Here is a 24,292-nt window from a genome sequence, read left to right on the forward strand (position 1 = left end):
GAGACGTCGTTCGATCGCTTGCCGGCTCGGATCGATCACGCCGTACCGATGCTCGTGTAGCGAAAGCCATGCCGTTCGCCGACGCTGCGACTGTAGACGTTGCGCAGGTCGACCATCACGGGCTCGGACATCACCTTGCGCAACCGCGCGAAATCGAGCGCGCGGAAGGCGTTCCATTCGGTGACGATCACCAGGGCGTCGGCGCCCTCGGCGCAATCATAGGCATCCTGTGCATAGGTGACGTCGTTCAGGAGCGGCAGGGCCTGGTCCATGCCCTCGGGATCGTAGGCCCGTACCCGCGCGCCGGCATCCTGAAGCCCGGCCACGATCGAGAGCGAGGGCGCGTCGCGCATGTCGTCGGTGTTCGGCTTGAAGGTGAGGCCGAGCAGCGCGATCGTCTTGCCGCGCACCGAGCCGCCGCAGGCCGTGATCACCTTGCGGGCCATGGCACGCTTCCTCTGGTCGTTGACCGCCACCACCGTCTCGACGATCCGCATCGGCGCGCCGTGGTCCTGCGCGGTCTTCACCAGTGCCAGCGTGTCCTTCGGGAAGCAGGAGCCGCCGTAGCCGGGGCCGGCATGGAGGAATTTCTTGCCGATGCGGTTGTCGAGACCAATACCGCGGGCGACCTCCTGCACGTTGGCGCCGACCTGCTCGCAGAGATCGGCGATCTCGTTGATGAAGGTGATCTTGGTGGCCAGGAAGGCGTTGGCCGCGTATTTCGTCAGCTCGGCGGTCCGCCGTCCGGTGACCAGGATCGGCGCGGCGTTGAGGTAGAGCGGGCGGTAGACCTCGTTCATCACCGCCACCGCGCGGGCGTCCTCGGTGCCGATGACGATACGGTCGGGCCGCTTGAAGTCGTCGATCGCCGCGCCCTCGCGCAGGAATTCCGGGTTCGAGACCACGGCGAAATCCGCATCCGGCGCCGCCTCGCGGACGATACGCTCGACCTCGTCGCCGGTACCCACCGGCACAGTCGATTTGGTGACGACCACGGTGTAGCCTGAAATCGCGCCGGCGATCTCGCGGGCCGCGGCGTAGACGTAGGACAGGTCGGCGAAGCCGTCGCCGCGCCGCGAGGGCGTGCCCACCGCGATGAACACCGCGTCGGCTCCCGCCACCGCCGGTGCCAGTTCCGTGGCGAAGGACAGCCGCCCCTGCCGCACGTTGTCGCCGACCAAGGCGTCGAGACCCGGCTCGAAGATCGGGATGCGGCCGGCCTGCAGCGCCTCGATCTTCGCCGGGTCCTTGTCGACGCAGATCACGTCGTGACCGAAATCGGCGAAGCACGCGCCGGAGACCAGGCCGACATAGCCCGAGCCGATCATCGCTATGCGCAAGTGGCGGACTCCCCGACGCCGGAGCCGAGGAACCGGCTCCGTGTTGCGGCGCAACCTCTAGCGAAGATCGTCCGTCTGGCAAAGCGCCGACGACGACCTGACGCGGTGCCGGGCATCAGAGCCGGAAATGCGCGGCGACGCGGGACAGGTTCGGATTGTAGTAGGGGTCGGCGCGCAGAAGCGGCTCCCAGCGCTCGCGCATCACCCGACATTCCGACTCGAAGCGCGCGCGCTTCTCCGGACTATCCTCGGATCCGCGGCTCTTCGATTCGTGGTGGATCAGCCGCGCATGCGGCGTCCAGACGATGCGATAACCGGCCTCGCGCACCCGCAGGCAGAGGTCGACGTCGTTGAAGGCGACCTTCAGGTGCTTCGCATCGAAACCGCCCACTTCGGAAAATACCGACCGGCGCATGGCGAGGCAGGCGCCGGTGACGGCCGAGACTTCCTGCGACAGCACCATACGCTCGAAATAGCCGGGGTCCTCCGCCGGCAGCCCGAGATGGCTGTGGCCGGCGACGCCGCCGATGCCGAGGACGATGCCTCCGTGCTGCAGGGTGCCGTCCGGATAAAGCAGCTTGGCGCCGACCGCGCCGATGCTCTGATCCAGGGCGATCGAGACCAGTTCCGTCAGCCAGCCCGGCTCGATCACCTCGACGTCGTTGTTGAGGAAGAGCAGCATATCGCCGCGCGCCGCCTCGGCGCCTCGATTACAGAGGTCCGAAAAATTGAAGGCGCCCGGCACCGGCAGGACCCGAAAGCGGGGATCCTGCATATGCCTTGCGAGCAGGGCGGCGGTCTGCGGCTCGCGGCTGTCGTTGTCGACGACGATCACGTCGAGGCGGGGGTAGTCGGTCGCCGCGAACAGGCCGTCGAGCACTGTGGCGACGAGTTCGGCGCGGTCTCGGGTTGGGATGACGACGGAGACGAGGGGGGGCTCGCGCAAGGGGCGGACGAGGCGGTTGAAGCCGCGCGGGCCGCGGGCCGCCGTGGCGCCCATCGGCGCGGCGATTTCGGCCAGCGCCTGGAGGCGGGCCGCCTCGGCGGCGGCCAGGGCCCTGTCCGAGAAGGTGCCCGAACCGCCGGCGGCGCGCCAATGATAGAGCACCTTCGGGATGTGGCGGACGCGCGCGGCGGGCAGTCCGGCGGTGAGGCGCAGGAGCAGGTCGTGGTCCTGGCTACCCTCGAAGCCCGGACGCAGGCCGCCAAGCGCCCTGAGGCGCGCGGTCCGGACGACCGTAAGATGGTTCAAGTAGTTCTGTCCGTAGAGTAATTCTCGGTTGAAGTCCGACTTGAAGTGCGGCTCGAACCGCCTTCCGCGGCCGTCGATCTTATCCTCGTCGCTGTAGATCAGATCGAGGGCCGGATCGGAGCGGATCGCCCGGGCGACCTCGTAGAAAGCACTCTCGGCCAGAATGTCGTCATGGTCGAGGAACGCCGCGTAAGTGCCTGAAGCCATTGACAGAGCGTCGTTGGTGGCCCGCGCGATATGGCCGTTCTCGCCCCGCCGTCTCACCGTGATGCGCGGGTCGCGGCCGGCGGCCTGCGCCAGCAGACGCGGGATCGCCGGATCGGTCGAGGCGTCGTCGACGACGCAGAGCTCCCAATGCGGATAGAGCTGCGATTGCAAGGAGTTGAGCGCCGCCTCCAGCACCTTGGGAGCCGGATCGTAGACCGGCATCAGCACGGAGATCAGCGGGGGCGCCTCCCAGGAGGCCGCGTCTGCGCGAATGCGGTCCCGGTCGAAATTCGTCAACGTGTCGAAGCGCTTGATCCAGGCGGCGTAGGAGGTCTCGCCGCGATTGCCGAGGGCGCGGGCGATCATCCCCCGGGCCCGCACGCGCTTGCGCAAAAGCCTCCAGAACAAGGCTTTTCCGGCGAGGTCCGGCTGGCGGAGGGCCGCGCGCCAGAGCAGGGCAGGGCGGCCGTGGCGGCGGATCGCGATGTCGTCGAGGGCGAATTCCGCGTCCCGCGACAGGGCCGTGAAGCGCAGCGCGGTGGCGGATTCTGGCAGGCGGCCGGTCCAGGCGAAGCGGTCGCCGCCGGTCGCCGCCTCGGTGACGTGGATAGTCCCGGTACCTGCCGCGCCGTGCGACAGGATGTTGACCAGGATGCGCGCCACGCCGCCGCTGCCGGCATCCCGCCAGGACAGGGTGACCCAGGCGCCGCCGAGCCGGACTCCGGCAAGGTCGAGCCGAAGCCCTGCCGCGCCTTCCGCGTTCGGTGCAACCGGGAGTTCGGCGGCGAGACCGAGCCGACGGCGAAGCTGCGCGCGGGGCAGGGTACGCGGCGGGGTGCGGGAGGGTGCCGGCGGCGTGCCGGCGACATCCATCATCGGCGCGCCGGGCGGCGGTTTGCCGCGCGAGCGCTGCGATCCGCGAGGGGAGGAATCCGCATGTCCAGCATGGCGGCGGGAGATACCCGATTTTCGCGGGCGGTGCAGGTTCCCCGGCGCCCGATGTCGATTCCGCGAAAAACCGGGCGATCCATCGCTTGCACAGCCGTGCGGCAGAGGTTATAGCCGCGGCCTCGCCAGGGTCTTCGACCCAGGTCGGGTGCGTAGCTCAGCGGGAGAGCACTTCCTTGACATGGAAGGGGTCACAGGTTCGATCCCTGTCGCGCCCACCATTCCGCCTCCACCGCAGCGGGTGACGATACGGGGTCCCTTTCCGGGCCCTTTTTCGTATCCTGCGGCGTGGCTCGAACCTCAATCCGCGAGCGGACCGAGTTCGGCGGTCTTCACCGCGGCGGCGCCGCGCAGCAGGTCGTCGGCGGCCGCCTGGGCGAGCAGTTCATAGCCACGGTCGGCCATGTGGAGGCCGTCGGCGGAGAAGAGCTCGGAATGGGTGAGCCGCGCCTGGCCGATCCAGTCGCGCATCAGGGTCGAGCGGCGAATCACCGGAACCTCGAGGGCCTCGCCGACCGCGCGGACGGCGTCGCGGAAGCGATAGGCGCCCGGCGTCGCGTCGAAGCGCGGGCACCATTGCGGCTCCATCAGCACCACGTCGATGCCGGCCTCGCGGATGCGGCGCACGGCGCTCAGCGTCGCGTCGCGAAAATGATCGAGGGGAACGTCGCGCAGGGCGTCGTTGCTGCCGGTCTGCCAGATCACGAGGTCGGGATGCTCGCCGATCACGTCGCGGTCGAGCCGGGCCAGCATCTCGTCGACGGCTTCTCCGCCGATGCCGCGATTGAGCACGGTGACGCCGCCGCCGAGCCGGGGCAGGGCGCGCTTCAGCGCGGCTTCGAGGCGGGCGGGATAGGCGGCGGCCGGCGTGCTGGCGCCGACGCCCTGCGTCGAGGACGAGCCGAAGGCCACGATGCGCAGCGGCGCGCCGAGCGCCAGCTGCCGGGCCACGTGCGGCAAGCCGTCGTCGTGGAAGGAATCGAAGTCGAACACGCCGAGGTCGAAAGTCTCGGGCAGGAGGTCGGCATAGGCCAGCACCGCCGTGGAGGACAGGCTGAGGCCGAGGAGGAGGAGGGTCCCCCAGATCCGCCCACGGGCACCGGACGGGCCGAGCCTCCTCACAGATAATCCACGCGCCACGTCCGCCCCCCCCGTCGACCATCCGCCGGGTCTTCCCAGCCGGATGTTGATGCCTGCGGCGAAGGGACTATTACGGAGCCGGTGCCGTCGTCTGCACAGTCTCCGGCGCAGTCTGTCGCCAATCGTCTTCGAGACGAGTCCGGCGTGCCGTCGTTCTGCTTCGTCGCACTCGTCTTTCTAGACAGGAGCCTTGACGAAAGCTTGATCGATTCGACCGGCCGTGTGGCTTGGAAATACGCGAAACGTCGAACGCGAGCAATAAAAATGCATTAAGAATAATGTGGACTAAGCAGTGATGCCGGAATGGATACGGTTTCCGGCCAAAGCGATCGACCCAACCTCGTCTTTGCGAGCACCGAAGCAATCCAGGGCCACACACGCAACGTCGGCGCGTTGGCCCTGGATTGCTTCGCCTTCGGCTCGCAATGACGGGCGAAGGCCTGTCCCCGGGAGGCATGGTCCGGTCCGCGTCACGCGGCCCTGCGGCGCTCCCGGAATGCCTCCCGATCGAGATAGACGAGCGCCCCGGCGCTCATCGCGGCGAGCACGAACCAGGTCAGCGCGTAGACGAGGTGGCTGTTGGGGAAGGCGACGACCGTCAGGCCGCCGACCGGCAGCCGGCCGGGATCGGGCCCCGCATCCGCGTCGACGAAGTACGGCGCCACCCCGGTCAGCCCGCGCGCCCCCGCGATGGCGGCGACGTCGCGCGAGTACCAGCGGTCGGCGGCGGGATCGTTGGAGCGCAGGAACGCGCCACCGGGCTCGGTCACGCGCAGGAGGCCGGTCAGGGTCACGGGACCTGCCGGCTCCGCCCGGTCGGCCAGGTCGCGACGGTCGGAGGGCACGAAGCCGCGATTGACCAGCACCGTGAAGCCGGCCTCGGATTGCAGCGGCGTCAGCACCCAGAAGCCGCCGCCGAATTCGGTCAGGGCCTGGACGAGGCTGGTGCGGTCGTACTGAAAGGTGCCCGTCAGGCGCAGGCGGCGATAGGCGTCGGCCTCGGCGCTGACGGCCGGCCACGCCTCGGGCCCCGGCGCGGGGCCGGGCTCGGCATGGACGCGCGCCTCGACGCGGGCGATCAGGTCGAGCTTCCAGGCCCGGCGCTGCACCTGCCAGACGCCGAGGCCGAGCAGGACCGAGACGACAATCAGCCCGACGAGATTGATCGCGAAGAGCGTGCCGAGGGAGCGGCGCGCCGGCGGGCCGTCGGCCGCGCCCGGCGCGCTCACGTCCGGCACCGGTTCAGGGCTGATGGTGCAGCAAATCGTGCGGGGACATCGGCATCATGTTGGTGTTGAGGTGATGCATGACCCAGATCGAGCCGGTCAGGGTGATCACCACCAGGGTCACGGTGAAGATCAGCGCGAGGATGGTCCAGCCGCCCTCGGACTTCGTGTTCATGTGGAGGAAGTAGACCATGTGGACGACGATCTGCACCACGGCGAGCGCGAGCACGATGATCGTGGTCCAGACGACGTTCGGCAGCACCTTGCCCATGACGAGCCAGAACGGAATCGCCGTCAGGATCACCGACAGAACGAACCCGGTCACGTAGCTCTTGACGCTGCCGTGGGCTTGGCCGCCCTCGGAATGGTCGTGGTGGCCTGCTTCGCTGGCGGCGCTCATTGCAGGACTCCCATCAGGTAGACGAAGGTGAACACGCCGATCCAGACGACGTCGAGGAAGTGCCAGAACATCGACAGGCACATCAGCCGGCGCTTGTTCTCGGGGATCAGGCCGCGGTTGGCGGTCTGGATCAGCAGCACGATCAGCCAGACGATGCCGAAGGTGACGTGCAGGCCGTGCGTGCCGACGAGCGCGAAGAACGACGACAGGAAGGCCGAACGCTGCGGCGTCGCGCCCTCGTGGATCAGGTGCGAGAACTCGTAGAGCTCGATCCCGATGAAGGCCGCGCCGAACAGGCCTGTGACGACCAGCCAGAGCTGCATCGTCCGGAGCTTGTCCTTCTCCATCTCCAGCATCGCGAAGCCGTAGGTGATGGAGGAGAACAGCAGCATCGCGGTGTTGAGCGCGACGAGCTTGAGGTCGAACAGGTCGACGGGGGAGGGCCCGGCCGCGTAGTTGCGGCCGAGCACGGCATAGGTGGCGAACAGGACCGTGAAGATGAGGCAATCGCTCATCAGGTAGATCCAGAAGCCCAGCATGGTGCTGGGCTCGTGGGCATGTTCGTCCCGCTCGTAGAAGACCGGGACCTTCGCGCCGGAGGCGGTGGTGTGAGCTTGCGTCGCCATCGCTGTCAGGCCCGTACCGCGAGCATCGACGTCCGTTCGTTCTCGGTCCGCACCACGGTGTCGGCCGGGATGTCGAAGTCGCGGTTGTAGTTGAAGGTGTGGATGATCGCGGCGGCGATCATGGCGACGAAGGTCAGGGCCGCCAGCCACCACATGTACCAGATCATGGCGAAGGAGAACGCCACGCTCAGGGCAGCGATGACGGCCCCGGTGCCGGTGTTCCGCGGCATGTGGATCGGCTGGAAGCCGTCGAGCGGACGCTCGTAGCCGCGCCGCTTCATGTCGTCCCAGGCATCGAGGTCGTGCACCCGCGGCTGGAAGGCGAAGTTGTAGTCGGGCGGAGGCGAGGAGGTCGACCATTCGAGGGTGCGGCCGCCCCACGGATCGCCGGTGAGGTCGCGCAGCTTCTCGCGGTTCCGGATCGAGACCGTGAACTGCATGATCATGGCGGCGATGCCGACCGCGATCAGCACGGCGCCGAAGGCCGCGATCACGAACCAGACCTGGAGCGACGGGTCGTCGAAGTGCTGCGAGCGGCGGGTGACACCCATCAGGCCGAGCACGTAGAGCGGCATGAAGGCAACGTAGAAGCCCACTGTCCAGAACCAGAACGAGACCTTGCCCCAGAACTCGTCGAGCTTGAAGCCGAAGGCCTTGGGGAACCAGTAGTTCACGCCGGCGAACATGCCGAACAGCACGCCGCCGATGATCACGTTGTGGAAATGCGCGATCAGGAACAACGAGTTGTGGAGCACGAAGTCGGCAGGCGGCACGGCGAGCAGCACGCCGGTCATGCCGCCGATGGTGAAGGTCACCATGAAGCTCAGGGTCCACAGCATCGGCACGTCGAACCGGATCCGGCCGCGATACATCGTGAACAGCCAGTTGAAGATCTTCGCCCCCGTCGGGATCGAGATGATCATCGTCGTGATGCCGAAGAACGAGTTCACGGAGGCGCCCGAGCCCATCGTGAAGAAGTGGTGCAGCCAGACGAGGTACGAGAGGATGGTGATGACCACCGTCGCGTAGACCATCGACACGTAGCCGAACAGGCGCTTGCCGGAGAAGGTCGCGGTCACCTCCGAGAAGATGCCGAAGGCCGGCAGCACGAGGATGTAGACCTCCGGGTGACCCCAGATCCAGATGAGGTTGAAGTACATCATCGGGTTGCCGCCGAGGTCGTTCGTGAAGAAGTGCGTGCCGATGTAGCGGTCGAGCGACAGCAGGGTCAGGACGGCGGTCAGGATCGGGAAGGCGGCGGTGATCAGCACGTTGGTGCAGAGCGAGGTCCAGACGAAGATCGGCAGCTTCATCATGCTCATGCCCGGCGCGCGCATCTTCACGATGGTCGCGATCAGGTTGATGCCCGACAGGGTCGTGCCGATGCCCGCGATCTGCAGGCCCCAGATGTAGTAGTCGACGCCCACCCCTGGGCTCATGTCGGCCCCCGAGAGCGGCGGATAGGCGAGCCAGGTGGCGCGGGAGAACTCGCCGACGAACAGCGAGATCATGATCGTGATCGCGCCCGAGACCGTCATCCAGAACGAGAAGTTGTTCAGGAACGGGAAGGCGACGTCGCGGGCGCCGATCTGCAGCGGCACGACGTAGTTCATCATGCCGGTGACGAAGGGCATCGCCACGAAGAAGATCATGATCACGCCGTGGGCGGAGAAGATCTGGTCGTAATGGTGCGGCGGCAGGAAGCCGTCATTCGCGCCGAAGGCGATGGATTGCTGGGCCCGCATCAGCAGCGCGTCGGCGAAGCCGCGCAGCAGCATGACGAAGGCCAGGATGATGTACATGATGCCGATCTTCTTGTGATCGACGCTCGTGACCCAGTCCCGCCAAAGGGGACCCCAGAAGCGGTAGTAGGTGATGACGCCGAGCACGGCGAGGCCGACCACGGCCACGCCTGCGAAGGTGACTTGCAGGATCGGCTCGTGGAACGGGATGTCTTCGAGACTGAAGCGTCCGAAGATCAGCTTCTGGAGATCCGGGTCTGACAACATGGGATCGGCTGCTCAAGGAATTCGGTGACGGGGGCGCGGTCTCGCCGGCGCGGGTCTAGTGATGGTGGCGTTGCAGGTCGTCGGAGCTGGTCGGCGGGGCCTTCTTGTTCTCCGGCGAGCCCTCCTGGTTGGGAGCCCCCTCGGAGCGCGGCGCCCGGCCGGCGGCCGGGGCCGTCGCGCCGTTCGGCTCGTCGCCCTGCTCGATCCGGCGGTTGTCGTACTGAAGCCGCTCACGGTTGCCGTGGCTCTCCTTGCCGGCGCCGCCCGTGGCGTCGATGTGCATCATCTCGCTCATGCACATCCGGCCGGGCATCGCGCACATGTTCAGGATCGCGGTGTAGAGGTCGTCGGCCACGGACTTGTAGAAGCGCGGGGCCACGGCCTCGCTCGGCTTCTCGAGCTCGAGATAGGATTCGCGGTTGAGGTCGGCGCCCTTGTCCTTGGCCTTCGCGACCCAGGCGTCGAAGCCATCCGGCTTCATCCCGTGGAACTTGAAGGTCATCCGCGAGAAGCCGCTGCCGCTGTAATGCGACGCGAGGCCGTCATAGACGCCTTCCTTGTTGATGACCGCGTGGAGCTTCGTCTCCATGCCGGGCATCGCGTAGATCATGCCGGCGAGCGCGGGGACGTAGAAGGCGTTCATCACCGAGCTGGCGGTGATCTTGAAGGTGATCGGCCTGTCGACCGGGGCGGCGAGCTCGTTGACCGTGGCGATGCCGTATTCGGGATAGACGAACAGCCACTTCCAATCGAGCGCCACCACCTCGACGACGAGGGGCTTGGCATCCGCCGGCACCGGCCGCGTCGCGTCGATCCGGCCGAGGGGCCGGAACGGGTCGAGGGTGTGCGTGCTGATCCAGGTCAGGGCGCCAAGCGCGATGATGATGAGCAGCGGCGCAGTCCAGATCACCACCTCGAGCTGGGTCGAGTGGTTCCAGTCCGGATCGTAGGGCGCGGTCTCGTTGGAGGCGCGGTACCGCCAGGCGAAGAACAGCGTCAGCGCGATCACCGGCACGATGATCAGCAGCATCAGCCCGGTCGAGGCCAGGACGAGGTTGCGCTGCTGCAGGGCGACGTCGCCCGACGGCTGCATCACCACGAGGTTGCAGCCCGACAGCAGCAGGAACAGCGGCGGCAGGGCGAGGCCCTGCAGGAGCCGGCAGGCAGCTCTGCGCGCCGGGGAGGGGATTGGCATGGCGATGGTCACGGGACTCGACCCATTTCTCTGCCGCGTGCCGAAGCGGCGCTTCCTATCGGCGATGGGGACGGCACGACGGCGCCGCCCCGATGACGCGGTCGATCACATCTGGCGCATCTCGGACTTGTCGAGGAACAGCGCCAGCAGGGTCGCGGCGGCGCCCGACAGCAGGTAGAGGCCGACCATGGCGAGCCCGTAACGGCTCGCCAGGAACAGCACCACCAGCGGAGCGAAGCCCGCACCGAACATCCAGGCGAGATCCGAGGTCAGCGCCGCGCCGGTGTAGCGGTAGCGCGATCCGAGCCGCGCGGTGACGGCGCCTGCGGTCTGGCCGTAAGCGAGGCCGAGGATCATGAAGCCGACCGTGACGTACATGGTCTGGCCGATGGCGCTCTCGCCGAAGATCAGCGGAGCGATGATGCTGCCCATGGCGAACATTGCGATCAGGCCGGCCGAGAGCAGCAGCGTGTTGCGGCGTCCGATCTGGTCGGCGATCAGGCCCGAGGCGCAGATCGCGCCGGCGCAGACGATGGCTCCGGAGAACTGCACGATCAGGAACTCGCCGGCCGGACGGTCCGTGTAGAGCGTCAGCCAGCTGATCGGGAAGATCGTCACCAGGTGGAACAGCGCGAAGGCGGCCAGCGGGACGAAGGCGCCGATCCAGACGTCGAGGGCGTGGCGGCGCAGGAGCTCGAAGACCGGTACCGGCTCCAGCGAGCGCTTCTCCATCAGCGCCCTGAACTCGTCGGAGGCGACGAGGCTCAGGCGGGCGAACAGCGCGACGACGTTGATGGTGAAGGCGCAATAGAACGGGAAGCGCCAGCCCCAGTCGAGGAAGTCCTCGGTGGAGAGGTTGACGAGGAAGAACGAGAACAGCGCGCTCGCCACCATGAACCCGAACGGGGCGCCGAGCTGCGGGATCATCGCGTACCAGCCGCGGCGTTCGCGCGGGGCGTTCAGGGCGAGCAGGGAGGCCATGCCGTCCCAGGCGCCGGCGAGCGCCAAACCCTGCGAGATGCGCAAGCCCGCGAGCAGCCAGATCGAGGCATAGCCGATGCTGGCATAGCTCGGCAGGAAGCTGATCGCCGCCGTCGAACCGCCGAGCAGGAACAGGGCGGTGGTCAGCTTGACGCTGCGCCCGTGCTTCCGGTCGACGGCCATGAAGATCACCGTGCCGACCGGGCGGGCGACGAAGGCCAGGGCGAAGACGGCGAAGGAATAGAGCGTCGCGGTGAGCTGGTCGGGCTCGAAGGAGAAGAACACCTTCGGAAACACCAGGACCGAGGCGATGCCGAAGACGAAGAAGTCGAAATATTCCGACGTCCGGCCGATCACGACGCCGATGGCGATCTCGCCCGGCGCGACCTTGTGGTCCTTGTGGGCCTGCTGGGCGTCGCGCTCGAGCGCGGCGGAGTGGGCCATGGAGGGTTCGGGAGTCATCGCGGGCGACCGACTTGCTCGATGGGAGGTGCGGAAGGCACCGCCTCCTGCGGCATCGCTCTACCTAGCGCAATGGGCAGTACCGGCAAAAGGGGGATGCGCTTACCGCAGTGCCACAGCGACCATCGGTGCGGTGCGGCAAGTTCAGCCGGCCGTAGACGTTTAATCCAACAGGACAGGTCGGCTCGGCCGGAGGGGCTGGGGCCTCGATCGGCCGAGCCGTGATCGCGACGGATCGCGAACAGGCGATCGCCGGCCACGGACCGGCGAGAGAACGACCCGCCGTCGGGTCGCGCTACGCCGGCCCGTCTCCGCGGTGCCGCCGAGCGGCTCAGGCCGGGCGCGGATGCGGCTTCTTCGGCATGTAGAGGTCGGTGATCGTCCCCTCGAAGGCTTCGGCCGCGAGGCCCACCGTCTCCGACAGAGTCGGATGCGGATGGATGGTCAGACCGATATCCTCGGCGTCGGCCCCCATCTCGATGGCGAGCGCGGCTTCCGCGATCAGGTCGCCCGCCGAAGGCCCGACGATGCCGCAGCCGAGGATGCGGTCCGTGGCCTCGTCGAACAGCACCTTGGTCAGGCCCTCGTCGCGCCCGAGCGCCAGCGAACGGCCCGAGGCGGCCCAGGGAAACACGCCCTTGCCGACCTTGATGCCCTTGGCCTTGGCCTCGTTCTCGGTGAGCCCGACCCAGGCCACCTCCGGGTCGGTATAGGCCACGGAGGGAATCACCTTCGCGTCGAAGAAGCTGTTCTTGCCCGACGCCGTCTCGGCCGCGACCTTGGCCTCGTGCGTCGCCTTGTGGGCCAGCATCGGCTGACCGACGATGTCGCCGATGGCGAAGATGTGCGGCACGTTGGTGCGCATCTGCCGGTCGACGGGCACGAAGCCGCGCTCGTCGACGACGACACCGGCCGCCTCGGCCGCGATCAGCTTGCCGTTCGGGCGGCGGCCGACCGAGACCAGGATCTTGTCGAAGGTGTCGGTGGGCGGCGCGGTGCCACCCTCGAACGTCACCTTCAGACCCTCCGGCGTCGCCTCGACGTTCGTCACCTTGGCCTTGAGGTGGATCGCCTCGTACTGCTTCTGGATCCGCTTCATCAGCGGCGTGACGAGATCCTTGTCGGCGCCGGGGATGATCTGGTCCATCAGCTCGACGATCGTCACCTTGGCGCCGAGCGCATGGTAGACCGTCGCCATCTCGAGCCCGATGATGCCGCCGCCGATCACCAGCATGCGGCCGGGGATGCCGTCGAGTTCGAGCGCGCCGGTGGAGTCGATCACCCGCGGGTCGTCGTGCGGGATGAACGGCATCTGGATCGGCTCGGAGCCAGCCGCGATGATCGCCTGGTCGAAACCGATCACCGTCTTCTTGCCCTCGTGCTCGACCTCGACCTGATGCGGGCTGACGAAGCGGGCGGTGCCGGTCACCACCGTGACCTTGCGCTGCTTGGCGAGGCCGACGAGACCGCCGGTCAGGCGCTTGACCACGCCGTCCTTCCACTCCCGCAGCTTGTCGATGTCGATTTGCGGCGCGGTGAAGCTGATGCCGTGCGCGGCCATGGCATGGGTCTCGTCGATGACCTTGGCCGCGTGCAGCAGGGCCTTCGACGGGATGCAGCCGACGTTGAGACAGACACCCCCCAGCGTCGGCCAGCGCTCGACCAGCACGACCTTCTTGCCGAGATCGGCTGCGCGGAAGGCGGCGGTGTAGCCGCCCGGACCGGCGCCGATCACGAGAACCTCGGCGCGGCTGTCCTCGCCCGAGACGGCGGCGGCCGCCTGCGGCGCGGGTTTCGCCGGAGCGCCGCCGTTGGTGGCGCCGGCGGCCGACGAGCCGTAGCCGGCCTGCCCCTCGCCCGCACCGTGGCCGCCGGCCGCCGCAGGCTTGGCGGCCCCGCTTCCCGCGGTCTCGGCCATCACCAGGATCAGGTCGCCCTGGGTGACGGTGTCGCCGGGCTTCACCTTGACCTCGGCCACCGTGCCGGCGACCGGGGACGGGATGTCCATGGTCGCCTTGTCGGATTCCAGCACGATCAGCACGTCGTCGACCGAGATCTGGTCGCCGGGGCTGACGATCACCTCGATCACCGGGATGTTCTTGAAGTCGCCGATATCGGGCAGTTTGACGTCGTTGCTCATGGCCTCACCTCACGCCTTGTCATCCAGATCCGGTCGTCGGTCGTACCTCCCCGTCAGACGACGAGGCGGCGGACGTCCTCCAGGGTGTGGGCGAGGTGGCGGGAGAAGCGCGCGGCGAGCGCCCCGTCGATGACGCGGTGGTCGTAGGACAGCGAGAGCGGCAGCATCAGCCGCGGCTTGAACTCGCTGCCGTCCCAGACCGGTGCCATCTTCGAGCGCACCACGCCGAGGATGGCGACCTCGGGCGCGTTGACCAGCGGCGTGAAGGCGGTGCCGCCGATGCCGCCGAGGCTCGAGATGGTGAAGGTCGCGCCCTGCATGTCGGAGGCGCCGAGCTTGCCGTCGCGGGCCTTCTTCGAAAGCTCGCCCAGATCGCGGCTGATCTCGACGATGCCCTTCCGGTCGACATCCTTGACCACCGGCACCACGAGCCCGTCCGGCGTGTCCACGGCCACGCCGATATTGTAGTATTTCTTGAGGATCAGCGCATCCTTCTCCGGGCTCAGCGAGGCATTGAACTCCGGGTGCTGGCGCAGCGCCGAGACCGCCGCCTTGATCAGGAAGGACAGCAGCGTGACGCGGTAGCCCTTGTCCTTGCCGGCCGTGTCGAGCTCCTTCCGGTACTTGTCGGTCTCGGTGATGTCCGACTCGTCCTGGTGGGTGACCAGCGGCACGTTGAGCCAGGCCCGGTGCAGGTGCGGGCCGGAGATCTTCTTGATCCGCGGCAGCGGCCGCGTCTCGATCGGTCCGAACTTCGAGAAGTCGACGGCCGGGATCTCGGGGATGCCCATGCCGCCGGACGCCATGACCGCGCCGCCGCCGGCGGCAGCGGGGGCAGCCGAGCGTGTTAGATGGCCCTTCACGTCGTCCTTGGTGATGCGGCCCTTCTCGCCGGTGCCCTTCACGGCATTGAGGTCGACGCTCAACTCGCGTGCGATGCGCCGCACCGCAGGGCTGGCATGGACGTTCGTGAAATCGGGAGCGCCGGAGGCCGAAGGCTGGGCGACCGGACCCGAGGGCGGTGCCGACGCGGTGGGGACCGGCTCCTCCTGCTTGACGGCGACCGCGGCGGAGTCGGCGGCAGCGGAGGCCGGACCCTTGGCCGTCGCGGCCTCGCCCTTGAGCATCAGGATCGGGGCGCCCTCGCTGACCTTGTCGCCGATCTTGATCAGGATCTTCTCGACTACGCCTCCTTGAGGCGAGGGCACATCCATCGTCGCCTTGTCGGATTCGAGCGACACCAGCGGGTCGTCCGGCCCGATCGTGTCGCCTTCCTTCACGAAGATCTCGATGACCGGGATGTCCGCGAAATCGCCGATGTCGGGAATCTTGACCTCGATACCCACTTGCAATCTCCCTAGCCGACGGGCCTCTGCCGGGCCCTGGTCTGATGTCTGAGCGCGATCGAGAGGATCGCCCCGGCGGCCCGCCGAGGCGACGGAGCGGACGTCACACGGTCCAGGGACCGGGTTTCTCGGGATCGATCCCGTATTTCGCGATGGCCTCGGCCACCTTGGTCATCGGGATCGTCCCTTCGGCGGCGAGGCTATGCAGGGCCGCCACCGTGACCCAGCGCCGGTCCACCTCGAAGAAGTCGCGCAGTTTCACCCGGTAATCCGAGCGGCCGAAGCCGTCGGTGCCGAGCACGCGGTAGCGGCCGGGCACGTAGGGCCGGATCTGGTCGGCGAAGAGCCGCATGTAGTCGGTGGAGGCGATCACCGGCCCGCTGCGGCCTTCGAGACAGGTCTCGACGTGAGACGTCTTCGGCGTCTCGGTGGGGTGGAGCAGGTTCCAGCGCTCCACGGCCATGGCGTCGCGCCGCAGCTCCGTAAAGCTCGGGCAGCTCCAGATGTCGGCGGAGACGCCGTGCTCCGCCTCCAGGATTTCCGCGGCCGCGATCACCTCGCGCAGGATGGTGCCGCTGCCGAGCAGCTGGACGCGCGGCCCGCCCGTCTTCCCCTTGCCTTCGCGGAACAGGTACATCCCCTTGAGGATGCCAGCCTCGGCCCCCTCCGGCATGCCGGGGTGCTCGTAGTTCTCGTTCATCACGGTGATGTAGTAGAAGACGTCCTCCTGCTCGGCGAACATCCGCCTGAGGCCGTCCTGCACGATCACCGCGACCTCGTACGAGAAGGTCGGGTCATAGGAGACGCAGTTCGGGATCGTCGCCGAGAACAGGTGGCTGTGCCCGTCCTCGTGCTGCAGCCCTTCGCCGTTCAGCGTGGTGCGCCCGGCGGTGCCGCCGATCAGGAAGCCGCGCGCCCGACTGTCGCCCGCCGCCCAGGCGAGGTCGCCGACCCGCTGGAAGCCGAACATCGAGTAGTAGATGTAGAACGGGATCGTCGGCGCATTTGAGGTCGAGTACGAGGTCGCCGCCGCGATCCACGAGGACATGGCGCCGGGCTCGTTGATGCCCTCTTGGAGCATCTGACCCTTCTCGTCCTCCTTGTAGTACATCAGCTGGTTGGCATCCTCCGGCCGATAGAGTTGGCCGACCTGGCTGAAGATGCCGAACTGGCGGAACATGCCCTCCATGCCGAAGGTACGGCTCTCGTCGGGCACGATCGGCACGATGCGGTTGCCGATGTTCTTGTCGCGCAGCAGCGTGTTGAGTACCCGCACGAAGGCCATGGTGGTCGAGATCTCGCGACCCGCCGTCTCCTTGAGCTGCGCGCTGAAGGCCGAGAGCGGCGGGATCTTCAGGTCGATCGACTTGCGCCGCCGTGCCGGCAGCGGGCCGCCGAGGGCCGCGCGCCGGGCCTTGAGATAGTTCATCTCCGGGCTCCCTTCGGGGAAGCGGATGAACGGCATCTCGGTGATCTGCGCGTCGGTGAGATCGATCTGGAAGCGGTCGCGGAATTGCCGCAGCACCGCCTCGCCCATCTTCTTCTGCTGGTGGGTGATGTTCTGGCCTTCGCCCGACTCGCCCATGCCGTAGCCCTTGACGGTCTTGGCGAGGATCAGCGTCGGCTGGCCCTTGTGCTTGGAGGCAGCCGAGTAGGCCGCGAACACCTTGGACGGGTCGTGGCCGCCGCGGGTGAGGCGGAAGATGTCGTCGTCGTTCCAGTCGGCCACCAGCGCCGCGGTCTCGGGATATTTTCCGAAGAAGTGCTCGCGGATGTAGGCGCCGTTCTTCGACTTGAAGTCCTGGTACTCGCCGTCGACGCATTCCTCCATCAGCCGCGCCAGCATGCCGGTGGTGTCGCGCGCCAGCAGCGCGTCCCAGCCCGAGCCCCACAGGCACTTGATGACGTTCCAGCCGGCGCCGCGGAAATCGGCCTCGAGCTCCTGGACGATCTTGCCGTTGCCGCGCACCGGCCCGTCGAGGCGCTGCAGGTTGCAGTTGATGACGAAGACGAGGTTGTCGAGTTTTTCGCGCGCGGCCATGGAGATGGCGCCGAGGCTCTCCGGCTCGTCCATCTCGCCGTCGCCCATGAAGGCCCAGACCTTGCGGCCGTCGGTGTTCGCGTGGCCGCGATGGTGCAGGTAGCGCAGGTAGCGCGCCTGATAGATCGCCATCAGCGGGCCGAGGCCCATCGAGACGGTGGGGAACTGCCAGAAATCCGGCATCAGCCAGGGATGCGGATAGGACGAGATCCCCTTGCCGTCGACCTCCTGGCGATAGTTGAGAAGCTGCTCCTCGGTCAGCCGGCCCTCGAGGAAGGCGCGGGCATAGATGCCGGGCGAGGAGTGGCCCTGCACGTAGATCAGGTCGCCGCCGCGCTCGGGCGAGTCGCCGTGCCAGAAATGCATGAAGCCGGTGTCGTAGAGCGTCGCCGAGGACTGGAAGCTCGCGATGTGGCCGCCGAGTTCCGACGAGTCCTTGTTCGCCCGCAGGATGATGGCGATGGCGTTCCATCGGATCGCCGAACGGATGCGATGCTCGATCGCCCGGTCGCCGGGATGCGGGTCCTGCTTGTCGACGGGAATCGTGTTGAGATACGCGGTGTTCGCCGAGAACGGGACCGGTGCGCCGCGCTTGCGCGCCTCCTCGACCACCTGCCCGATGAGGAAGTGCGCCCGGTCCGGCCCTTCGACATCCAGCACGCCGTCCAGCGAATCGAGCCACTCCCGGGTCTCGACCGGATCAAGGTCGCGACTGCGCTCCATCGGTTTTCTCCCTGGCACCCCCTTCGAACGAGCGGGTTACGAGAAAGATTAGGGCAGCGACTGGAGAAATGCGAGGCCCGCCAACACGATGGATTGCAGAATTTCCACGTGCGCCCGAACAGATCCGCGACCCTGGATCGCTCGAAGTCTGGTTAGCGCGAGGACACGACCGAACAGCAAAGTGAAGACATCGGGCTGCCGCGTGGAATCCTGGGAGCGATCCGCGACAGATCTGCCTCAATACGATCGATTGGAGCGGGCGACGGGAATCGAACCCGTATATTCAGCTTGGGAAGCTGACGTTCTACCACTGAACTACGCCCGCGCCGGGCTCCCGCCGGGGGGAGGCCGCCTGCATCGGCTCATGCAGGCGCGAACCATAGCAGAGCCGTTTCGATTGTCCACGGAGCGCGAGGGCGTTGCGGCGTTTCCATGCCAACCCGTTTCCGCTAGCGTCCGCGCCGCCCCGGCCCCTCCGGCGCCGGGCCTCCATCCCCTTCTGCGAACCCCCGAATGAGCGCCGTGACGACGCAATCCGCCACCGAGCCAGCCGCCGCCACGGATGCCGCGAGGGGCGCGAGGCCGGGAGCCGCGGGCGGAATCGCCGTCCCGAAGCTCGTGCTCGCCTCGGCCTCGCCGCGCCGCCTCGCGCTGCTGCAGCAGATCGGCATCGAGCCGGACGCATTGCTGCCGGCCGACGTCGACGAGACGCCGCGCAAGTCGGAATCGCCGCGCGAACTCGCCCGCCGCCTCGCCCGGGCCAAGCTCGAAGTCGCGCGCGACGCGGCCCGGCGCAACGACACCCTGCGCGACGCCTATCTGATCGCTGCCGATACGGTGGTCGCCGTCGGGCGTCGGGTGCTGCCCAAGGCCGAGCGCCTCGACGAGGCGGCCGACTGCCTCCGGCTGCTCTCGGGGCGCCCGCACCGGGTCTACACCGCCGTTTGCATCCTCTCGCCGAAGGACCGCCAGCGCGAGCGCCTGGTCGAGGCGCGGGTGCGCTTCAAGCGGCTCTCGTCCCGCGAGATCGAGGGCTATCTCGGCTCGGGCGAATGGCGCGGCAAGGCCGGCGGCTACGCCATCCAGGGGCTCGCCGGCGCCTTCGTGATCAAGCTCGTCGGCTCCCACAGCGCCGTCGTCGGCCTGCCGCTCTACGAGACCATGAGCCTCCTCGAAGGCGAGGGCTTTCCGGTCCGCCGCGGCTGGGGAGCCCCGGCATGACGGGCGCGACCGCCTCCGGGAAACGCAAGGCTGCCGCGCCATGTCCGATCTGCCGCAAGCCCGCGCAGGAGGCCTTCGCGCCGTTCTGCTCGCAGCGTTGCGCGGACGTCGATCTCGGCCGCTGGCTCGGGGAGCGCTACGTCATTCCCGGCCCCGAGGAGGAGCCGGAGGAGGGGCATGACGCCGACGGCTCACATTGAGCCACGGAGGCGCTAGACACCGCTCCGACGCTTGACTATACCGCCGCTCCAGCCGCGGAGCCCTAGCCGCTCCGCCGCTCGCCCAGGTAGCTCAGTTGGTAGAGCATGCGACTGAAAATCGCAGTGTCGGCGGTTCGACTCCGTCCCTGGGCACCATTCCACCTCTAAGTGGTTGATTCACAGGTAAGTTCAGTTAAATCATGTGGTTAGGGTCGCTCGAGTGATGCACACGGGTGATGCACATGGTCCTCGCGATGTCCCGACCGTCCCGCCATCCCAAGACCGGCATTTTCTGGCTGCGCAAGCGCGTGCCGCGTGACCTCGTCGCTCGCGTGGGACGTGCAGTCGAGTACTTCAGCCTTCAGACAAGGGAGCCCTTGGAGGCCAAGCAGCGCCATGGCGAAGCCATCGCTCGGCTTGAGGCGCGATGGGCGGAACTTCGGCGTGCCGAAATCAGTGACGTTCCAGGTGAAGCCGCAGACGCTTGCACAGTTCCCCGTAGCCTGAGCGAACGCGAAGCGAGCGAGCGTGCAGGGTGGATGTACGCGCACTGGCTCGGCCTGCACCGCGAAAACCCCAGCCAGCAACGTTATTGGTCGACTGATCTCTACCGACACCTGTGGCGCCCGCTGAGTAACCGTATCGAGCGCCGTGAGGACGGTCGAGTCGCTGTGCGAGCGATCCTTGATATCGCGCAGGCTGAGAAGGTCAGCGAGCTTGAGGCGTGGTGTCGGGATCAGGCCGAGACGGTGCTGGCCCTGCACGACATCGAGGCGGACGAGGCAAGCAGCCTGCGCGTTGCCAAAGCCGTCGCTGCCCAGGTCCAGCGCGCAAGCCTCACACTATCTGCCCTCGCGCGCGGCGAGCCCGAAGCCAGCTCGGCGACCGTCCGCGCTGCAGTATCCACAGCGAAACCATCGACCAAAGCAGTTGGATTAACTGAGCTCGTCGAGGCATGGTGGCAGGAGGCCGAACGGACTGGCAAATCCGATTCGACCCGAGAATCATATACGAACGCGATTCGGCAATTCTCTGCTTTCCTAGGCCATAACGAGGCCCACCGCGTCACAGTCGACGACGTCCGTCATTTCAAGGACCACCGACTAGCGAGTCGAAAGAGCAACGGACAGCTGCTTTCGCCTACGACGGTCAAAAACAGCGACTTGGCTGCCCTGAAAGCGGTGTTCGGCTGGGGAGTCGCCAATGGCCGTCTAACCGAGAACCCCGCCAAGAGCGTGACGGTCGCGAAGGTCACCAAAGCCATACTACGCGAGCGCGAGTTCACACTGGATGAGGCCCGTGCGCTTCTACGAGAGGCATCGCAACTAAAGCCGGGCAGGGAACTTCCGCAGACCTTTGCGGCTAAACGCTGGATCCCATGGGTTCTCGCTTTCACCGGCGCGCGCGTCGGTGAAATCGCGCAGATGCGACGTCAGGATCTGCGGCGGGAGGCGGTCCCGGGGCATCCCGAGGGGGTCTGGGTCCTGAAGATCACGCCGGAGGCCGGGACAGTGAAGACTAAGCAAGCACGGGATGTGCCACTGCACCCGCAACTCGTCGAGCTTGGCTTTCCGGCTTTTGTTGAGGGAACACGCGATGAACGGCTGTTTCTGGTACCAGGTACCGAGGGCAAAATCGAGGGACCACTTCAGGCGGTGAAGAATCGGCTCGGCGAATTTGCACGCCGGTATGTCGATGATCCTGGGGTGAGCCCGAACCACAGCTGGCGACACCGCTTCCGCACGGTCGCTACCGAGGCAGGCGTGCCGGGCAACGTCATCGACGCCATCTGCGGCTGGTCAGCGAGGAGTGTTGGTGAGCGTTACGGCAGCGTCTCGCTTAAAGCGCGGACCGATGCGATCATGCGCTTGCCCCCGATTGCCTTATGACTGGTTGCGCAGTGTGCCGATTTTGCGGACAAACCACTATGCTACTGCACTGACGCATACGGAGGATTCACCAATTTGGTGAGGTATGCGAGTCTGAGGGGATGGCTCAGACTGTCTGTGTTCTCCTCGACGAAACCGCTCAAGCGCGGCTGACCGCGATTGCTAGCGACCGGTCTCGTCCGTTCAAGCACCTCCAACGTGCCCGGATCGTGCTGCTCTCGGCCGAACGCCTGTCGGTGCTGGAGGTGGCGCGGCGGGCGGGCGCCAGTCGTCCCGCGGTCTGGCGCTGGCAGCAGCGCTTTGCCGAGGAAGGCGTCGAGGGTCTGCTGCACGACAAGACCCGTCCTCCGGGCAAGGAGCCACTGTCGGCCGGCACCGTCGCCGAGGTCTTGGCCCTGACCTGCTCCGAGCCGCCGGGCGAGGTCACGCATTGGGCAGGTCGCGCCGTGGCCGAACAGGTCGGCATCTCGCTGCGGTCCGTGCAACGCATCTGGGAGGCCCACCGCCTGCAGCCGCACCGCGTGCGCACCTTCAAGCGCTCGAACGACGCCGCCTTCGCCGCGAAGGTCGAGGACATCGTCGGCCTCTACATGGAGCCGCCGCGTCACGCGGTCGTGCTCTCCATCGACGAGAAGTCCCAGATCCAGGCGCTGGAGCGCACACGCCCCGCCCTGCCGCTCGGCTCAGGGCACCCCGCCGCCCAGACCCACGATGACACCCGCCACGGCACCACCACACTGTTTGCCGCGCTCGACGTCCTGAAAGGAACCGTGCTCGGCCGCTGCATGCAGCGCCATCGCAACGGTGAGTTCATCCGCTTCCTAAGCAGCGTCGAGGCCGCCGTCCCAGCCGGCAAGACGGTTCATGCCATCCTCGACAACTACGCGGCCCACAAGCACCCGAAAGTCCGTGCCTGGCTCGCGCGCCATCCGCGCTGGACCTTCCACTTCACCCCGACCTCAGCCTCCTGGCTCAACGCCGTCGAGGGCTTCTTCTCCGCCCTCTCACGCAGACGGCTGCGACGCGGCACCTTCACTGGCATCGTCGACCTGCAAGCCGCCATCAAACGCTACATCACCGAACACAACGAGCGCCCGCGGCCCTTCCGCTGGACGAAACCCGCCGACGCCATCCTCAGCGCCGTCCGACGACTGCCTGCACCATCCGTCTGAGTCAGTGCACTACCACGTAGCCTCCAGGGTACCGGACGTTATTCTAGCCTGAAGCCGAAGGGTTTAGTCCCCACTCCTCCCCAGCTAGTAAGGTTGCGTTGACCCAGCGAGCTGGAACTACGGCGTATTGTCATTTGGAGGATTTCCCCGAGGTTGGGGATTTTGATTCAAGCGGTCAGCGATTTGGAGCTGACCGCTGCGCCGCTATGCCCTTCGTGACGATCATTGGGATCGGATCCGGGATCTGTTGTCGGGCCGGCTCGGCTCGGTCGGAGTGACAGCCAAGGACAACCGCCGGTTCGTCGAGGCGGTGGTGTACCGCTACCGGGCCGGCATCGCCTGGCGCATTCTGCCAGAACGTTTCGGCGATGGCGTCAAAGTGCAGCGCGGTATCAGCCGTTGGGCACATCCCACGGCACAATGCAGACACACCAGACATACTCCCGGGGTGTGCTTCTATCGGCGACCAAAGCTACAAACAGCTTCCTATCTAAGGCAATCAATGTGAACGAGATGTCCGGGCGTATCCTCATAGGCTGACCGGATCCGCACTGCGTCGAAATTCTCCAGTCCCACACCCTTTCCGCCAGAGTTCAACCGCCAGAGAAAATTTCGCCCTGCCGACGGGCCACGTTGGAGTTGTGACCCACTTCTACATCAAGCAACGCGAAAAGATTGAGCAGCGCCTGTAGCATTTAAGTCTTTGGCTCTGTCGCCCACCACAAAATAATCCTAATCTTCGGGACTGCATCAGCAATCCATGCAGTCGCCGCGGGTAACCCAATTCACAATGCCTCAAACTGTGCCGGAGGATAACTACTGAACTCTTCAAAATACTTAATTGTTTTCTGCAAGCCCTCGCGCAGCGCAATCTTAGGCTCCCAGTTCAGACCTTGCTTCGCCTTTGAAATATCCGGCTGGCGCTGCTTAGGGTCATCCGGAGGTAGTGGTAACTGAACTAACTTCGACCGCGAGCCGGTCAGGTCGATCACCATCTCGGCCAGTTGCCGGATCGTGAACTCGCCCGGATTGCCGATGTTGATTGGACCCGTCACCTCTGGTCCAGTCTCCATCATGCGCAGGAACGCCTCGATCAGGTCGTCCACGTAGCAGAAGGAGCGCGTCTGCGATCCATCGCCATAGAGCGTGATATCCTGACCGCGCAGTGCCTGCAGAATGATGTTGGAGACCACGCGCCCATCGTTGGGATGCATGCGCGGACCATAGGTATTGAAGATGCGCACGACCTTGATCGACAGCTTGTGCTGGCGGTGGTAATCGAAAAACAGCGTCTCGGCGCAGCGTTTACCCTCATCGTAGCAGGAGCGGAAGCCAATTGGGTTGACGCGCCCCCAGTATTCCTCTGGCTGCGGATGCACCTCAGGATCGCCGTAGATCTCCGAGGTCGAGGCCTGGAATATCTTGGCCTTCACGCGCTTGGCCAGGCCTAGCATGTTGATCGCACCGATCACGCTGGTCTTCGTCGTCTGCACTGGATCGAACTGGTAATGGACTGGCGAGGCGGGGCAGGCCAGATTAAAGATCTCGTCAACCTCGACGTAGAGGGGAAATGTCACGTCGTGCCGCATCAGCTCGAAGCGCGGCTCGCTGAGCATATGAGCGACATTGCGGCGAGTGCCGGTGAAGAAGTTGTCGACGCACAGGACCTCGTGGCCCTGACCTAACAACCGTTCGCAGAGATGCGAGCCGAGAAAGCCCGCCCCGCCCGTGACTAGGATCTTCTTGGTCTTGTCATAGCGCACGTCGTACTTCC

Annotated in this window: 17 protein-coding genes, 3 tRNA genes and 1 pseudogene; 7 read left to right on the forward strand and 14 right to left on the reverse strand. The window is 66.6% G+C overall.

The features are described 5' to 3' along the window. Positions 1 to 35 precede the first annotated feature (35 nt). Positions 36 to 1,340, reverse strand: a complete 1,305-nt coding sequence (locus tag MFF07_RS10230; protein ID WP_238231782.1) for a UDP-glucose dehydrogenase family protein — start codon at positions 1,338 to 1,340, stop codon at positions 36 to 38. Between the two features lie 115 nt (positions 1,341 to 1,455). Beyond that, complete coding sequence (locus MFF07_RS10235; protein ID WP_238231783.1) at positions 1,456 to 3,675, reverse strand: glycosyltransferase family 2 protein; 2,220 nt, start codon at positions 3,673 to 3,675, stop codon at positions 1,456 to 1,458. Positions 3,676 to 3,893: 218 nt separating this feature from the next. Between MFF07_RS10235 and MFF07_RS10240 the strand changes: the two genes are divergently transcribed. Continuing rightward, positions 3,894 to 3,968, forward strand: a tRNA-Val gene (locus MFF07_RS10240). Positions 3,969 to 4,047: 79 nt separating this feature from the next. Here MFF07_RS10240 and MFF07_RS10245 read toward each other — a convergent pair. From MFF07_RS10245 to MFF07_RS10295, 11 genes are all read right to left on the reverse strand, one after another. Further along, positions 4,048 to 4,869: an SGNH/GDSL hydrolase family protein gene (locus tag MFF07_RS10245; protein WP_238231784.1), complete on the reverse strand. Its 822-nt coding sequence runs from the start codon at positions 4,867 to 4,869 to the stop codon at positions 4,048 to 4,050. A gap of 488 nt (positions 4,870 to 5,357) precedes the next feature. Continuing rightward, positions 5,358 to 6,116, reverse strand: coding sequence for an SURF1 family protein (locus MFF07_RS10250; protein WP_373322301.1), 759 nt, complete (start codon positions 6,114 to 6,116; stop codon positions 5,358 to 5,360). Between the two features lie 13 nt (positions 6,117 to 6,129). Continuing rightward, positions 6,130 to 6,513 (reverse strand): cytochrome o ubiquinol oxidase subunit IV, encoded by a 384-nt coding sequence (cyoD, locus tag MFF07_RS10255; protein ID WP_238231786.1) that lies wholly within the window; start codon positions 6,511 to 6,513, stop codon positions 6,130 to 6,132. Next, entirely contained in the window at positions 6,510 to 7,139 is a 630-nt protein-coding gene (gene cyoC / locus MFF07_RS10260; RefSeq protein WP_238231788.1) for a cytochrome o ubiquinol oxidase subunit III, read from the reverse strand. Before cyoC ends, cyoD begins: the two co-directional genes overlap by 4 nt. A 5-nt stretch (positions 7,140 to 7,144) precedes the next feature. After that, positions 7,145 to 9,148, reverse strand: a complete 2,004-nt coding sequence (gene cyoB / locus MFF07_RS10265) for a cytochrome o ubiquinol oxidase subunit I (RefSeq protein ID WP_238231790.1) — start codon at positions 9,146 to 9,148, stop codon at positions 7,145 to 7,147. A 55-nt stretch (positions 9,149 to 9,203) separates the two neighbouring features. Then, positions 9,204 to 10,343 (reverse strand): ubiquinol oxidase subunit II, encoded by a 1,140-nt coding sequence (gene cyoA / locus MFF07_RS10270; RefSeq protein ID WP_238231792.1) that lies wholly within the window; start codon positions 10,341 to 10,343, stop codon positions 9,204 to 9,206. Between the two features lie 105 nt (positions 10,344 to 10,448). Further along, positions 10,449 to 11,768 carry an MFS transporter gene (locus MFF07_RS10275; protein ID WP_373322302.1) on the reverse strand — a complete coding sequence of 440 codons (1,320 nt, stop codon included), beginning with the start codon at positions 11,766 to 11,768 and terminating at the stop codon, positions 10,449 to 10,451. Between the two features lie 349 nt (positions 11,769 to 12,117). Next, complete coding sequence (lpdA, locus tag MFF07_RS10280) at positions 12,118 to 13,926, reverse strand: dihydrolipoyl dehydrogenase (RefSeq protein ID WP_238231797.1); 1,809 nt, start codon at positions 13,924 to 13,926, stop codon at positions 12,118 to 12,120. Positions 13,927 to 13,979: 53 nt separating this feature from the next. After that, positions 13,980 to 15,407, reverse strand: a complete 1,428-nt coding sequence (gene aceF, locus MFF07_RS10285) for a dihydrolipoyllysine-residue acetyltransferase (RefSeq protein ID WP_238231844.1) — start codon at positions 15,405 to 15,407, stop codon at positions 13,980 to 13,982. Continuing rightward, entirely contained in the window at positions 15,376 to 18,036 is a 2,661-nt protein-coding gene (gene aceE, locus MFF07_RS10290) for a pyruvate dehydrogenase (acetyl-transferring), homodimeric type (RefSeq protein ID WP_238231800.1), read from the reverse strand. Before aceE ends, aceF begins: the two co-directional genes overlap by 32 nt. A gap of 251 nt (positions 18,037 to 18,287) precedes the next feature. Then, positions 18,288 to 18,361 (reverse strand) — tRNA-Gly (locus tag MFF07_RS10295). Positions 18,362 to 18,549: 188 nt separating this feature from the next. Between MFF07_RS10295 and MFF07_RS10300 the strand changes: the two genes are divergently transcribed. From MFF07_RS10300 to MFF07_RS22515, 6 genes and pseudogenes are all read left to right on the forward strand, one after another. Then, the gene (locus MFF07_RS10300) at positions 18,550 to 19,257 is read left to right on the forward strand and encodes a Maf-like protein (RefSeq protein ID WP_147816979.1); all 708 of its coding nucleotides are present in this window, start codon (positions 18,550 to 18,552) and stop codon (positions 19,255 to 19,257) included. Beyond that, positions 19,254 to 19,457: a DNA gyrase inhibitor YacG gene (locus tag MFF07_RS10305; RefSeq protein WP_238231802.1), complete on the forward strand. Its 204-nt coding sequence runs from the start codon at positions 19,254 to 19,256 to the stop codon at positions 19,455 to 19,457. The genes MFF07_RS10300 and MFF07_RS10305 overlap by 4 nt, the downstream gene beginning before the upstream one ends. Before the next feature lie 80 nt (positions 19,458 to 19,537). After that, positions 19,538 to 19,613: transfer RNA gene (locus tag MFF07_RS10310), tRNA-Phe, on the forward strand. 86 nt (positions 19,614 to 19,699) lie between these two features. Further along, positions 19,700 to 21,346, forward strand: a complete 1,647-nt coding sequence (locus MFF07_RS10315) for a DUF6538 domain-containing protein (protein WP_238231805.1) — start codon at positions 19,700 to 19,702, stop codon at positions 21,344 to 21,346. A 101-nt stretch (positions 21,347 to 21,447) separates the two neighbouring features. Then, positions 21,448 to 22,518, forward strand: coding sequence for an IS630 family transposase (locus tag MFF07_RS10320; RefSeq protein WP_238231807.1), 1,071 nt, complete (start codon positions 21,448 to 21,450; stop codon positions 22,516 to 22,518). 196 nt (positions 22,519 to 22,714) lie between these two features. After that, positions 22,715 to 22,921 (forward strand): annotated as a pseudogene (locus MFF07_RS22515) (transposase); the annotation flags it as partial. 382 nt (positions 22,922 to 23,303) lie between these two features. Here MFF07_RS22515 and MFF07_RS10330 read toward each other — a convergent pair. After that, positions 23,304 to 24,281, reverse strand: a complete 978-nt coding sequence (locus tag MFF07_RS10330) for a UDP-glucuronic acid decarboxylase family protein (RefSeq protein WP_238231809.1) — start codon at positions 24,279 to 24,281, stop codon at positions 23,304 to 23,306. Positions 24,282 to 24,292 lie beyond the last annotated feature (11 nt).

This window comes from Methylobacterium thuringiense (assembly GCF_022179645.1).
Lineage (GTDB): Bacteria > Pseudomonadota > Alphaproteobacteria > Rhizobiales > Beijerinckiaceae > Methylobacterium > Methylobacterium thuringiense.